This window comes from Caballeronia sp. NK8, assembly GCF_018408855.1.
Taxonomy (GTDB): Bacteria; Pseudomonadota; Gammaproteobacteria; order Burkholderiales; family Burkholderiaceae; genus Caballeronia.
Map to the genome: position 1 here is coordinate 201,396 of NZ_AP024322.1, position 13,306 is coordinate 214,701.

18 protein-coding genes are annotated in these 13,306 nt (G+C 63.4%); 15 read left to right on the forward strand and 3 right to left on the reverse strand.

From position 1 onward, the window contains the following. Window positions 1-125 precede the first annotated feature (125 nt). From NK8_RS00980 to NK8_RS01000, 5 genes are all read left to right on the forward strand, one after another. Entirely contained in the window at window positions 126-551 is a 426-nt protein-coding gene (locus NK8_RS00980) for a rhodanese-like domain-containing protein (RefSeq protein ID WP_162064755.1), read from the forward strand. Beyond that, on the forward strand, window positions 548-808 hold the full coding sequence (grxC, locus tag NK8_RS00985) for a glutaredoxin 3 (RefSeq protein ID WP_061172669.1): 261 nt from the start codon (window positions 548-550) through the stop codon (window positions 806-808). Before NK8_RS00980 ends, grxC begins: the two co-directional genes overlap by 4 nt. Window positions 809-878: 70 nt before the next feature. Continuing rightward, window positions 879-1,349 (forward strand): protein-export chaperone SecB, encoded by a 471-nt coding sequence (secB, locus tag NK8_RS00990; RefSeq protein WP_061172670.1) that lies wholly within the window; start codon window positions 879-881, stop codon window positions 1,347-1,349. 30 nt (window positions 1,350-1,379) lie between these two features. Next, window positions 1,380-2,378, forward strand: a complete 999-nt coding sequence (locus NK8_RS00995) for an NAD(P)H-dependent glycerol-3-phosphate dehydrogenase (RefSeq protein WP_213226872.1) — start codon at window positions 1,380-1,382, stop codon at window positions 2,376-2,378. 26 nt (window positions 2,379-2,404) lie between these two features. Continuing rightward, entirely contained in the window at window positions 2,405-2,935 is a 531-nt protein-coding gene (locus tag NK8_RS01000; protein WP_213226873.1) for an O-acetyl-ADP-ribose deacetylase, read from the forward strand. On the opposite strand, the gene trmL is transcribed toward NK8_RS01000, so the two are convergent. Next, window positions 2,908-3,378, reverse strand: coding sequence for a tRNA (uridine(34)/cytosine(34)/5-carboxymethylaminomethyluridine(34)-2'-O)-methyltransferase TrmL (gene trmL, locus NK8_RS01005; protein ID WP_061172673.1), 471 nt, complete (start codon window positions 3,376-3,378; stop codon window positions 2,908-2,910). The genes NK8_RS01000 and trmL overlap by 28 nt on opposite strands. 23 nt (window positions 3,379-3,401) lie before the next feature. Further along, complete coding sequence (locus NK8_RS01010; RefSeq protein WP_225936184.1) at window positions 3,402-4,148, reverse strand: ComF family protein; 747 nt, start codon at window positions 4,146-4,148, stop codon at window positions 3,402-3,404. A gap of 188 nt (window positions 4,149-4,336) precedes the next feature. Here NK8_RS01010 and NK8_RS01015 point away from each other — a divergent pair, with 188 nt between their 5' ends. The 8 genes from NK8_RS01015 (at window position 4,337) to NK8_RS01050 (ending at window position 11,335) form a co-directional block, all read left to right on the forward strand. Continuing rightward, the gene (locus NK8_RS01015; protein ID WP_213226875.1) at window positions 4,337-5,317 is read left to right on the forward strand and encodes a methyltransferase domain-containing protein; all 981 of its coding nucleotides are present in this window, start codon (window positions 4,337-4,339) and stop codon (window positions 5,315-5,317) included. A 232-nt stretch (window positions 5,318-5,549) separates the two neighbouring features. Further along, a complete protein-coding gene (locus tag NK8_RS01020) occupies window positions 5,550-6,023 on the forward strand; it encodes a DUF2244 domain-containing protein (RefSeq protein WP_061172676.1) in 474 nt (157 codons plus the stop codon). Window positions 6,024-6,067: 44 nt separating this feature from the next. Further along, window positions 6,068-7,693, forward strand: coding sequence for a cytochrome c oxidase subunit II (coxB, locus tag NK8_RS01025; RefSeq protein ID WP_162064762.1), 1,626 nt, complete (start codon window positions 6,068-6,070; stop codon window positions 7,691-7,693). Between the two features lie 94 nt (window positions 7,694-7,787). Beyond that, complete coding sequence (gene ctaD, locus NK8_RS01030; RefSeq protein WP_061173063.1) at window positions 7,788-9,398, forward strand: cytochrome c oxidase subunit I; 1,611 nt, start codon at window positions 7,788-7,790, stop codon at window positions 9,396-9,398. Between the two features lie 63 nt (window positions 9,399-9,461). Beyond that, window positions 9,462-9,602: a cytochrome oxidase small assembly protein gene (locus NK8_RS01035; protein ID WP_087130905.1), complete on the forward strand. Its 141-nt coding sequence runs from the start codon at window positions 9,462-9,464 to the stop codon at window positions 9,600-9,602. 9 nt (window positions 9,603-9,611) lie between these two features. After that, complete coding sequence (locus NK8_RS01040) at window positions 9,612-10,184, forward strand: cytochrome c oxidase assembly protein (RefSeq protein WP_061172678.1); 573 nt, start codon at window positions 9,612-9,614, stop codon at window positions 10,182-10,184. A gap of 5 nt (window positions 10,185-10,189) precedes the next feature. After that, entirely contained in the window at window positions 10,190-10,393 is a 204-nt protein-coding gene (locus NK8_RS01045) for a DUF2970 domain-containing protein (protein ID WP_213228427.1), read from the forward strand. An 84-nt stretch (window positions 10,394-10,477) separates the two neighbouring features. Beyond that, window positions 10,478-11,335, forward strand: coding sequence for a cytochrome c oxidase subunit 3 (locus tag NK8_RS01050; protein WP_162064763.1), 858 nt, complete (start codon window positions 10,478-10,480; stop codon window positions 11,333-11,335). 196 nt (window positions 11,336-11,531) lie between these two features. Here NK8_RS01050 and NK8_RS01055 read toward each other — a convergent pair whose 3' ends face one another. Then, window positions 11,532-11,741 (reverse strand): twin transmembrane helix small protein, encoded by a 210-nt coding sequence (locus NK8_RS01055; RefSeq protein WP_061172680.1) that lies wholly within the window; start codon window positions 11,739-11,741, stop codon window positions 11,532-11,534. Window positions 11,742-11,866: 125 nt separating this feature from the next. Here NK8_RS01055 and NK8_RS01060 point away from each other — a divergent pair, with 125 nt between their 5' ends. Together NK8_RS01060 and NK8_RS01065 are read left to right on the forward strand one after the other, a co-directional pair. Further along, window positions 11,867-12,601 (forward strand): SURF1 family protein, encoded by a 735-nt coding sequence (locus NK8_RS01060; protein WP_213226876.1) that lies wholly within the window; start codon window positions 11,867-11,869, stop codon window positions 12,599-12,601. 38 nt (window positions 12,602-12,639) lie between these two features. Next, window positions 12,640-13,290, forward strand: a complete 651-nt coding sequence (locus NK8_RS01065) for a hypothetical protein (protein ID WP_061172682.1) — start codon at window positions 12,640-12,642, stop codon at window positions 13,288-13,290. The last annotated feature ends 16 nt before the right edge of the window (window positions 13,291-13,306 follow it).

Genomic DNA, 13,306 nt, shown 5'->3' on the forward strand with positions numbered 1-13,306 from the left:
GTGCTGGCGGGGTGCCGCCATCGGCCGGACGGCAGAGGCCATCGCGGGAAACGGTTATTTTATAATGCCGCGATTGCCCTCATTTCCCTTTCTTCCTTTCCTACTAAATTTCGGCGGCCCTCGACGTGAAGTTTTTCACTGATTACACGAATATCGCACTTATCGTCATCGCGCTCGTTTCCGGCGCGCTGCTCCTGTGGCCCGCCATCACGCGGCGCGGGCGCGGCGGCATTTCCGCCGCCGAAGCCACCACGCTCATCAACCGGCGCAACGCCGTGGTCGTCGATCTACGGCCGGCGGCGGAATTCGCGAAGGGTCATCTGCCGTCGGCACGGAACATCGAACTGACGGAGCTTCCTGCAAAAATCGGCCAGATCGCGAAGAATAAGAGCAATCCGGTCGTGCTTGTATGCCAAACCGGTCAGGAATCGCAGCGCGCGAGCCGCACCGTGGCCGAGGCGGGTTACGCCGAGGTCCACGTTTTGCAAGGCGGAGTAGACGCCTGGCAAAAGGCAGGCATGCCGGTGGTGAAACAAGGAGCAGTCAAGTGAAGAAAGTCGTGATGTACAGCACGGTCGTGTGCCCGTATTGCCAGATGGCCGAACGTCTTTTAAAGTCCCGCGGGGTCGACGCGATCGAGAAGATCCTGATCGACCGTGAACCGGGCCGGCGCGAGGAAATGATGACGCGCACCGGACGGCGCACCGTGCCGCAGGTCTACATCGGCGAAACCCATGTCGGCGGCTACGACGATCTGTCGGCGCTCGACCGCAAGGGCGGCCTCGTGCCACTGCTCGAATCCGTCTGAAGATACACTTGCGGCGCGCGCCTCAACGTGAACTGCGCGCGCCGCACCTCGATTTACTCAGGAAATCACTATGTCCGACGATAACAACCAGCCGTTTTTCAACATCCAGCGCATTTACCTGAAGGACATGTCGCTCGAGCAGCCGAACTCGCCCGCGATCTTCCTCGAACAGGAAATGCCGTCGGTCGAAGTGGAAGTCGACGTGAAGGCGGACCGCCTCGCCGAAAGCGTCTTCGAAGTGCTGGTTACGGGCACTGTCACGGCGAAGGTCGCGGGCAAGGTCGCGTTCCTGATCGAAGCGAAGCAGGCAGGCATCTTCGATATCCGCAATATCCCGGCTGAACAAATCGATCCGCTCGTCGGCATCGCGTGCCCGACCATTCTGTTCCCGTACCTGCGCTCGAATATCGCGGACGCGATCACGCGCGCCGGTTTTCCGCCGATCCACCTCGCGGAAATCAACTTCCAGGCGCTGTACGAGCAGCGCATCGCCCAGCTCGCAGGCGCCCAGGAAGGCGCGGCGAACGGCGCGACGCACTAACGCTCTGACTCTGCCGGACCGGAGCCGAGCATGAAAGTAGCCGTTCTCGGCGCCGGCGCGTGGGGCACCGCACTTGCGGGCCACCTCGCGACCCGGCACGACACGAAGCTCTGGGCGCGCGACGCCGCGCTCATCGAATCCCTTTCCCGCACGCACGAAAACACGCGCTATCTCGCAGGCGTGGCGTTGCCGCATGCGCTCGAATACGAGGCGGATTTCACCGCCGCGCTGCAGCACGCATCGGCGGACGACGCATTGTGCGTCGTCGCGACGCCCGTCGCCGGTTTGCGCGCGCTGTGCGGTGCGATGCGGCAGGCCGGCGTCGTGCCGGCGCACATCGTCTGGCTCTGCAAAGGCTTCGAGGCGGACACGCAGTGTCTGCCCAATGAAGTCGTCGCGGCGGAATTGCCCGGGCATCGCAGCAACGGCACGCTGTCGGGCCCGAGCTTCGCGCGCGAAGTGGGGCGCGGCCTGCCGGTCGCGCTGACGGTCGCGAGCGCATCGGCGGAACTGGGGGCGCGCACCGTGGCGGCGTTTCATCACGGCGCGATGCGAATCTATACCGGCGACGACGTGATCGGCGTCGAAGTGGGCGGCGCGGTGAAGAACGTGCTCGCCATCGCGACGGGCATTTCCGATGGCCTCGGCCTCGGACTGAACGCGCGCGCGGCGCTGATCACGCGCGGGCTCGCGGAGATGTCGCGGCTGGGCGTCGCGCTCGGCGGCCGCGCCGAGACGTTCACCGGGCTGACCGGGCTGGGCGATCTCATTCTCACCGCAACGGGCGATCTGTCGCGCAACCGCACCGTCGGCATGCAGCTCGCGAGCGGACGCACGCTCGACGAGATTCTCGCGGCGCTCGGCCATGTCGCGGAAGGCGTGCGTTGCGCGCGCGCCGTGCTCGGCATCGCGCAGGCGCGTGGCATCGATGTGCCGATCACGCAGGCGGTGTGCCGCGTGCTGTTCGAAAATGTGACGCCGCGCGATGCGGTTCAGGCGTTGCTCAGCCGGGACGCGAAGGCCGAGTAAGCGCGTCGTCGAATCGGAGGTGGGCGATGGTTCAGCTGGAAGCGCAAATCGTCGATATCACCACGCTCGAAGTCGATGCCATCGTCAATGCGGCGAACCAGTCGCTGCTCGGCGGCGGCGGGGTCGACGGCGCGATTCATCGCAAGGCGGGCAAAGGTCTGCTGCGCGAATGCGAGACGCTCGGGGGCTGCGAAACCGGCGACGCGAAGATCACCGGCGGCCATGATCTGCCCGCGAAGCACGTGATCCACGCGGTCGGTCCGCGCTGGAGCGGCGGCGGCAGAAACGAGCCGGAACTGCTCGCGCGTTGCTATCGGCGCTCGCTCGAACTCGCTCAGGAAGCCGGCTGCGTATCGATCGCGTTTCCCGCCATCAGTTGCGGCATCTATCACTTTCCGCATGAGCAAGCCGTGAAGATCGCGGTTCGCACGGTCATCGAAACCCTGCCTTCGACGCCCGTCGTGCAGCGTGTCGTCTTCGCATGCTTCCAGGACGACATGCTCGCGCTCTATCGAGCCGAGCTCGATGCTCAGGCGCCGCCTTCGAAGCCCGCCTGACGCCACGCCTCGAACGTCACGATTGCCACCGTATTAGAGAGATTCAGGCTGCGATTGCCGGGACGCATCGGCAGGCGCACGCGCTGTGCGGTCGGGAAATGTTCCAGCAACTCCGGCGCAAGCCCGCGCGTCTCCGCGCCGAACACGAACCAGTCGCCGGGCTGGAACGCGTGATCGAAGAACGGCGTCGAGCCGCGTGTCGTGAACGCGAACATGCGCGCGGCATCCGGCGCTTCCTTCGCGATGAAGGCATCCCAGTTCGCATGCACGTTCATTTCGGCGTACTCGTGATAGTCGAGGCCGGCGCGCCGCAGCTTCGCGTCGTCGAGGGGGAAGCCGAGCGGCTCGATCAGATGCAGCCGCGCACCCGTGTTCGCGCACAGGCGGATCACGTTGCCGGTGTTGGGCGGAATTTCTGGTTCGACGAGTACGACGTTGAACATGGATTGCTTGAAAAGTAGGTTGATCAGTCTTTCGGCGTACGCAGCGCCACGAAATTCGTGACGCGCCGTGCGCCGGAGAGCTTGAGGGTTCGCGCGAGGGCGTCGAGCGTCGCGCCGGAGGTCATCACATCGTCGACGACGCCGACATGTTTGCCGCGCACGTCGCCCGAGATGGCGAACGCGCTCGCGACATTGCGGCGGCGCGTTTCCTGATCGAGCCGCGATTGCGCCGACGTATGCCGCGCGCGCGTAACGATCGATGCATCGCCACGCACGCCCATCCTGCGCGCAAGCGGGCGTGCGATGGCCCACGCCTGGTTGTAGCCGCGCGCAATGAGCCGCGCACGCGAAAGCGGCACCGGCACGATCACGTCCGGCTCGGGCAGGTCGCTGTTCTCGAACGCCGCATGCAAATGCCGCGCGAATGTCTCGCCCGCGGCCAGTCGCGCGCGGAATTTCAATTCGACCGCAAGTGTATCGAGCGGCGCGCGATAGTCGGCGAGCGCGAGGGTATCGTTGAACGCGGGCGGCGACTCAAGACATGCGGCGCAATGCACGCGCAAATCTTCGCGCTCGCGTCTCATGAGCGATGCCGCCAAAGGCAGCGCGCACGTCGCGCAGCGCAAGCGCGGCTCGTTCCAGTACTGCGCGTCGCAGGCGTCGCACAATAGTTCTTGCGACAAATTGCCGCATAACGCGCACTGGCCCGGCAGCGCATGACCGGCCAGCCGTTTCAGCGCCGACGCGATTCCGCGAGCGCGCACTGCCATGGGCGTTCGGAATGGAAGACAAAAGCGACGGGCGTTCATGACGGCGAGATCGGAAAAATGGCGGCTCGAAGCGCTAAACACGCGCATTCGTTGCGCCTCAGCGCGCGTTTATGCCTCGTATCAGCACTTCGCATGGGTTGTTTTCGAGACGACCGAGTATACTTCGCACTCTCCGCGAAAAGATCGACATGTCCCCGACACCCCCCAAAACTAGCCGTCCGGCCTATGATCCGCGCCACTTGCGCGAGATCTTCGACGGTCGCGCCGCCAGCTTCGACGAGGTCGCGTTCCTGCCGCGCGAAATCGCGCAGCGCATGCGCGAGCGGCTCGAATACATCAAGGTTGCGCCGATGCGCGTCCTCGATGCGGCGTGCGGCGTCGGTGCGGACCTGAGCGGTCTGCGGGAACGCTTTGCAGAGGCGTCGGTGACCGGTGTCGATATTTCGTCCGCGATGCTCGCGCGCGCCCGCGCCGCCGAAGCCGCGGACGCCGACAACAGCGCGGGCTGGCGCCGTTTTCTCCCGTCGACGCTCGCTAAGGCGTTCGGCGCGCGTGGCCCGCAACTCGCGCAGGCGGACTTTTCCGCGCTGCCGTTCGCCGCGGGCGCGTTCGAATTGTTGTGGTCGAATCTCGCGTTGCACTGGCATTCGCGTCCCGACCTCGTTTTCCCTGAGTGGCAGCGCGTGCTGAAGGTGAACGGTCTGCTGATGTTCAGCACCTTCGGCCCCGATACCTTGCGCGAGCTCAGGGCCGCGTACCGCGAAGCCGAGCGCACGCTCGGACTCATGCCCGAACCGCACGCGATCGACTTCGTCGACATGCACGATCTCGGCGACATGCTCGTGGAAAGCGGCTTCGAAATTCCGGTGATGGATCAGGAAGTCCTGACCATCACATACAAGTCTCCCGAGACGCTGTTCGCCGACGTGACGCGCTGGGGCGCGTATCCGTTCGAGCGCGCGTTCGAGGCGGGCCGTGCGGACGCTAAAGCCTTACGCGGCGCGGTGCACGGCGCACTGGAAGCGCTGCGCCGCGACGACGGCACGATTCCGCTGACTTTCGAAGTGATCTACGGCCACGCATGGAAGGCGGTGCCGCGCATGACAGTCGAAGGACACGGCATCGTGCGTCTGGAAGACATCGGACGGGGCTCGAAACCGAAACGGTGAATCGGTAAAGAGGGCGGATGTTATGTCTGAAATTTGCGTGGAAAAAGCGCGCAAAAAGGTGCGTCAAAAAGGCGCAGAAGCTTGTGGCGCTTGGCTTTGCGAGGTTACGACCCTTGCTTGTGGATGCCTCTCAAGACGCCTATAATGCGTCAGTTTGTCGCCCGGGCAGACACAAATTTGGGCGAAATCCGAGCAAAAGTATGTGAATGCGTGCGGATCGATGGAGGCAGCGATGCAAGCCAGCCAGACGCTGACGGATTCCGAGCCGGTCATCAAGGACTGGCTGATGAAGCGAAACTGCTCGGTATCGCCGCGGCAGTTCGTGGGTTTCTATCTGTCGCTTGCGTTGATTTCGCTGGCAATCGCAACGTCGCTGTTCCTGAACGGCGCCTGGCTGGTGCTGCCGTTCACCGGAGTCGAGTTGGCGGTCGTGGGTGTCGCGTTCGTGATTTACGCGCGCCATGCCGTCGACTACGAGCGAATCCGGTTGTATCAAAACCGGTTGTTGATCGAACAGATGAACGCCGAAGTGCTGACGCAGTTCGAGTTCAACCCGCGCTGGGTGCGGGTCGAAGCGGGCGCGACACCGAGAGAGCCGCTCACGATCGTATCGCGCGGTCAATCGGTGAAAATCGGACAACACCTTGCACAGCATCGTCGCAAACAATTTGCTGCCGAGTTACAGGCGTCGCTGCGACGCCTCTGAGAGGAGCCGGCAGGCGCGAGATGCCACGGGGGTCGAGGGTTTGAATGGAAAATTTGGGTAAGGATGCTATGAAAACAATCAAGCGAGCCCTCTCGGGCGTGCTGGCGGCAGGCGCACTGCTCACCGCCGGCGCTGCCCTGGCGGTCGAAAACAGTCCAGGCGGTCCCGCTGTCAACGAGATCAACTTCCAGCCGCCCGTGACGAAGATCGCCGAGGAGCTCTACGGCCTCCATATCTTCATGCTCATCATCTGTACCGTCATCTTCATTGGCGTGTTCGGGGTGATGTTCTATTCGATGTTCATGCATCGCAAGTCGAAAGGCTTCAAGCCGGCCAACTTCCACGAAAGCACCACCGTCGAAATCATCTGGACGATCGCGCCATTCGTCATCGTCATTCTGATGGCGCTGCCGGCGACCAAGGCCGTCGTCGCGATGAAGGACACCTCCAACGCCGATCTCACCGTCAAGGTCACCGGCTATCAGTGGAAGTGGGGCTACGACTACGTGAAGGGGCCGGGCGAGGGCATCAACTTCCTCTCCACGCTCTCCACGCCGCGCAGCGAAGTGAACGGCCAGAAGCCGATCTCGACGCTGTATCTGCAGGAAGTCGACAACCCGCTCGTCGTGCCGGTCGACAAGAAGATCCGCGTGATCACCACAGCCAATGACGTCGTGCACTCGTGGTACGTCCCGGCGTTCGGCGTGAAGCAGGATGCGATTCCGGGCTTCGTGCGCGACACCTGGTTCAAGGCCGAGAAGGTGGGCACGTACCGCGGCTTCTGTACGGAACTGTGCGGCAAGGAGCACGCGTACATGCCGGTGGTCGTCGAAGTGGTGTCGGCTGACGATTACGCGAAGTGGGTCGACGCGCAAAAGAAGAAGATGGCCGCAGGCACTGACGATCCTCTCAAGACCTACACGAAGGATGAACTGATGGCGCGCGGCCAGCAGGTCTACACGTCGAACTGCGCGGTCTGCCACCAGCCGACCGGCAAGGGCGCGGGCCAGTTCCCGGCGCTCGACGGCTCGAAGATCGCGCAGGGCTCGATCGCCGACCATCTGAATATCGTGCTGCACGGCAAGGCCGCGATGCCGCCGTGGCAAGGCGTGCTGAACGACGTCGAGATCGCATCGGTCGTCACGTTCGAGCGTAATAGCTGGAGCAATCACACGGGCGATCTGCTGCAACCGAAGCAGGTGATCGACGCCAAGGCGGGCAAGATGCCCGAGGGCGGCGGCACTGCGGCGGCGGCACCGGCTCCCGCGGCGGCGAGCGCAGCGCCCGCGGCAGCCGAGGCGAGCGCGCCTGCAGCAGCGTCGGGCGCCGACGCAGGCAGCGCGGCGCAAGCCGCCGGCCTGCCCGCCAGCATCTATTTCGAGACGGGCAAGGACACGCTGCCCGCCGACGCGAAAAGCGCGGTGGAAGCCGCCGCTGCCTATGCCAAGGCGCATCCGGACGCGAAGCTCTCGCTGTCCGGCTTCACGGATGCGACCGGCGGCGCCGACCTGAACGCAGAACTCGCCAAGAAACGCGCGCAAGCGGTCCGCGACGCGTTGAAGGCAGCGGGTGTGCCGGAAGAGCGCATTGTGTTGAAGAAACCGGAAACCATCACGGGCGGCGCTGACAAGAAGGAAGCCCGTCGCGTCGAAATCAGTCCGGCTGCTTGACGTGCCGAGCGTGCGTCTTCCTTCGCTGCGAGGCAACGGAAGACCACGCGTCATTGCCAAGTGCCCCGAGTATTCGCTTTAGGAGATGATTGTCATGTCTAGCATCGGACACGATGTAGGCGCAGGTCACGACCACGCGCATGACCACGCGCACGAGACGCCGCATGGCTGGCGCCGGTGGCTCTTCGCCACCAACCACAAGGACATCGGTACGCTGTACCTGCTGTTCTCCTTCATCATGTTCCTCTCCGGAGGCGTGATGGCGCTCGGCATCCGTGCCGAGCTGTTCGAGCCGGGCCTGCAGATCATGCGCCCCGAGTTCTTCAATCAGCTGACCACCATGCACGGCCTCATCATGGTGTTCGGCGCGATCATGCCGGCGTTCGTCGGTTTCGCGAACTGGATGGTGCCGCTGCAGATCGGCGCATCGGACATGGCGTTCGCGCGGATGAACAACTTCAGCTTCTGGCTGCTGCCGGCCGCTGCCGTCCTGCTCGTCGGCTCGTTCTTCGCGCCGGGCGGCGCCACCGCCGCGGGCTGGACGCTCTACGCGCCGCTCTCCACGCAGATGGGCCCGGGCATGGACTTCGCGATTTTCGCGGTCCACATCATGGGTGCGTCGTCGATCATGGGCGGCATCAACATCGTCGTGACGATTCTGAACATGCGCGCGCCGGGCATGACGCTCATGAAGATGCCGATGTTCGCGTGGACGTGGCTCATCACCGCGTACCTGCTGATCGCCGTGATGCCGGTTCTGGCGGGCGCGATCACGATGGTGCTGTTCGACCGTCACTTCGGCACGTCGTTCTTCAACGCGGCGGGCGGCGGCGATCCGGTGATGTACCAGCACATCTTCTGGTTCTTCGGTCACCCCGAGGTGTACATCATGATCTTGCCGGCGTTCGGGATCGTGTCGCAGGTGATTCCGGCGTTCTCGCGCAAGCCGCTGTTCGGCTATAGCTCGATGGTGTACGCAACCGCATCGATCGCGATTCTCTCGTTCATGGTGTGGGCGCACCACATGTTCGCGACCGGCATGCCGGTGACGGGCCAGTTGTTCTTCATGTACGCGACCATGCTGATCGCGGTCCCGACGGGCGTGAAGGTGTTCAACTGGGTGGCGACGATGTGGCGCGGCGCGCTCTCCTTCGAAACCCCGATGCTCTTCGCGATCGGCTTCCTGTTCGTGTTCACGATGGGCGGCTTCACGGGCCTGATCCTCTCGATGGCGCCGCTCGACATCCAGATGCACGGCACCTATTACGTGGTGGCGCACTTCCACTACGTGCTGGTGGCAGGATCGCTCTTCGCACTGTTCTCGGGCTGGTACTACTGGGCGCCGAAGTGGACGGGCTGGATGTACAACGAAATGCGCGGGAAGATTCACTTCTGGGCGTCGATGATCTTCTTCAACATCACGTTCTTCCCGATGCACTTCCTGGGTCTCGCGGGCATGCCGCGCCGTTATGCGGACTACCCGGCGCAGTTCACCGATTTCAACCAGGTCGCGACCATCGGCGCATTCGGCTTCGGCCTCGCGCAGGTCTACTTCCTGTTCGCGGTCGCGCTGCCGGCGTATCGCGGCGGCGGCGAACTCGAAAAGGCGTCCGACAAGCCGTGGGATGGCGCGGAAGGCCTCGAATGGACCGTGCCGAGTCCGGCGCCGTTCCATACGTTCGAGCATCCGCCGACGGTTGAATAAGCAGTTTGTCCGGTTCGCGGGGCTTCCCCAGGGATGTCCCGCGAACGAAAAAGTCAGGAAAGCATGGCCCCGAATCCACAAAAAAGACGCACGCCCGAGGAAATCCGCGCGGGCAACAAGCGGCTCGGTTTGATCATGATGTTGATTGCCGCCGTCTTCTTTCTGGGTATCGTCGTCAGGCAATACCTGTTGTCGCGAGGGTAGGAAAGCAACGTGTCCACTCAGCAGGAAAATTCGCACGTCGACCGGTCGTTCAACCGGTCGATGCTGATCAAGCTCTTTGTCGTGGCCGCGCTGATGTTCGGCTTCGGCTTCGCGCTCGTGCCGATGTACAAGGCGATCTGCGAGATCACCGGCATCAACAATCTCGTGCAGCGCGATGTCGGCGCGCGCGAGGCGAAGAACACGCAAGTCGACATGAGCCGCACGATCTCGATCGAATTCGACGCGAACGCGCGCGGCCCGTTGCAGTTCAAGCCGGAGCAGCACAGTCTCGACCTGCACCCCGGTGAAGTCATGACGGTGATGTACGAGGTGACCAACCAGCAGAATCGCACGGTGAACGCGCAGGCGATTCCGAGCTACGCGCCGAAGCAGGCCACCGAGTATTTCCGGAAGATCGAATGCTTCTGTTTCACGCAGCAGACGCTGGCGCCGAACGAAACCAGGCGCATGCCGGTGGTGTTCGTCGTCGATCCGAAGCTGCCGAAGGATGTGAAGACGATCACGCTGTCCTACACCTTCTTCGAGCTGAACGCGCCGAAGTCGGTGGCGAAGGGTTCGTGACGGCCATGGGCGGGGGCTCGCCGAACAAGAGCGGTTTTCTCAGGCTCGTGAAGGCGGTGTTCTGGTCGTTTTTCGGCGTGCGCCGCCGCGCGGACCTCGAAAGCGATGCGGCGCAGTTGAACCCGTTGCATCTGATCGCGGCGGGCGTCATCGGCGCGGTGCTGTTCATCGTCGTGTTGCTGCTGATCGTGCGCGCGGTAGTGGGATAGACGAAAAACGCCGGGCGTGTCGTGGGTCGGACGCGCGGCGCCAAAAGAAAATTCAAGCAACTGGATCGAAGTGGAGAATCAACAATGAGCGGTCAAAACGAGAGCCCGTACTATTTCGTGCCGCATCCGTCGCGGCATCCGGTGATGGCTGCCACCGGCTTGCTGGTCATGCTGGCGTCGCTGGCATCGTGGATCAACGGCCATACCTTCGGGCCGGTCGGCACGTTCATCGGTCTGCTGTTCGTGTTGTTCGTGCTGTGGCACTGGTTCGGCGACGCGATCTCCGAATCCGAAGGCGGCATGTACGGCAAGCGCGTCGACGTGTCGTACCGCTGGAGCATGAGCTGGTTCATCTTCTCCGAGGTGATGTTCTTCGCGGCGTTCTTCGGCGCGCTCTTCTATGCGCGCGCCATCGCGATGCATGAACTCGGCAGCCTCGATTACAAGCTGATCTGGCCGGACTTCGCCGCCGTGTGGCCGAACAACGGTCCCGCCGCGCTCGTGCCGCATTTCCGCGCGATGGTGCCGTGGCCCCTGCCGACCATCAATACCGCGCTGCTGCTGTCCTCCGGCGCGACGCTGACGGTGGCGCACCACGCGCTGCGCGAAGATCATCGCAGGAAGGCGATCATCTGGCTGGGCGCGACCGTGCTGCTCGGCATCATCTTTCTGTTCTGCCAGGGCTACGAGTATTTCCACGCGTACAACGAACTGAACCTGACGCTGTCGTCCGGCGTGTATGGCTCGACGTTCTTCCTGCTGACCGGTTTCCACGGTTTCCACGTGTTCCTGGGCGGCACGATGCTGGCCGTGGTGATGTTCCGCCTGATCCGCGGGCACTTCACGGCGGATCACCACTTCGCCTTCGAGGGCGCGGCCTGGTACTGGCACTTCGTCGACGTCGTGTGGCTGGGTCTGTACGTCGTCGTCTACTGGCTGTAAGCGGACTATCGAAGCGGGCGGCCGCGATGCGCCGTCCGCGATGCAAGAGCGGCGGCGACGCCGGTCCGAGAGCAAAGAAGCAGTGATAAACACGCCGCCCTCGATGTCTCAAGGGGCGGCGTGTTCGTTTCAGGGACGTCGAGCAGCGCGCCGTGGCGCGACAATTCGTCTCGTAGGGAAGAACCCGCGCGGCGGGTTATCGTCCGAGCGGAATGCCCGTCGATTGAATCCAGCCCATCCAGTGCGCGAACAGGATGAAGAGGAAGAGGGAAATGGACAGCCCGACGCGCGCGGCGAGCGACCACACCATCCGCTTCGTCCTGCCCCGGTCGGTCATCATGAAGTAGAGCGCCGAGCCCAGGCTGCCGATGATAAGGATGAATGCGATAGCAACGATGATGTGCATGAAACCAGCCAGCGTGTTTGCTCAGGAACCACAGTGAGCAAGTTTGATTTGAACTATCTCATTATCTCACTCGATGGATCGCGCCGTGCAGCGCCGAATCGCATGCCGACAGTAAGGGTCGCGGCATGAAGATTCGTTTCTGGCCCGCGCTCGTCATCCTGATCGTCGTCGCCGTGACCGTGCGTCTCGGATTCTGGCAGCGCGATCGCGCGCATCTGAAGGAAGCGCTCAACGCGCAGATCGTCGCGTTCGAGAATGCGCCCGCGCGGGAAATCGGCGTGGAGCCGCTGCCGCTCAAGTCGATCGAATTTCATCGCGTGGCGGCGCGCGGCGAGTTCATACCGGAGCGGGTCGTGTATCTGGACAATCGTCCGTATAACGACCAGCCAGGCTTTTATGTCGTGATGCCGCTTAAACTCGAGGGCGGCGGCTACGTGCTCGTGAATCGCGGATGGCTGCCGCGCAACATGGCGGACCGCACGGGCATCGAGCCGTATGAGACGCCGAAAGGCGTCGTCGAGGTGAAAGGGATCGCGCGGGCGAACGCGTCGCAGGCGTTCGAACTGGGCAGCGGCGGATCGGCGGCGCACAAGGAGATCCGGCAGAACCTGGACATCAGGTCGTACTCCGCCGAAACCGGGCTCGCGTTTCAGCCGTTCGTGATTCAGCAGACGAACGACACCGGCGACAAGCTCGTGCGCGACTGGCCCGCGCCGACGCTCGGCGTCGATCGCAACTACGGCTACATGTTCCAGTGGTGGGGCATGGCGGCCGCGGCCATCGCGTTCGGCCTGTATGCCGCGCGCCGCGCCGCGAAGAAAGGCGAAGACCGCGACGACGAAGCCCAACACCACGCCTGACACGCGCAATCGAACAGAACCGGGACACGTTTTTACCGATGCAATCACAACGCTCCACCGCCGCCGACAAGACTGGCACGCGGCAAAGAACCGCCTCGAAAGGCTCCTGGATCAGCGGACGCTGGATGCTGCTGCTGCTCGCGCTCGTCTGCGCTGCGCCGGTGATCGCGTCGTACCTGATGTACTACGTCTTCAAGCCGGCGGGCGGCACGTCGAGCTACGGCGCGCTGATCGACCCGCAACGTCCGATTCCCGCGCAACTCGCCGTCACCGACGAGAAAGGGCAGAGCCTGCCGCTCAAGTCGCTCGAAGGCAAGTGGCTGATGGTCATCGTCAACGGCAGCGATTGCGACGAACAATGCGCGACGCGCCTCTACTTCATGCGCCAGGTGCGCGCGCTGCAGTCGGGCGAGCGCGAGCGCGTGGTGAACGTCTGGCTGCGCACCGATGACAAGCCGGTCGCCGACGTCATCAAGACCGCGTATCCGCAACCCGACACCCGCATGCTCGTCGCCGACGAGAAGGCGATCGCCGCGTGGCTGCCCGTCGACGACGGCACGAAGCTCACGGATCACATCTTTCTCGTCGATCCGAACGGCAATCTGATGATGCGTTTCCCGAAGAACCCCGATCCGAAGAAGATCAACGCGGATGTGGCGAAGCTTCTGAAGTGGTCGCGCATTGGCTGAAGGCAGGGTAGAAACA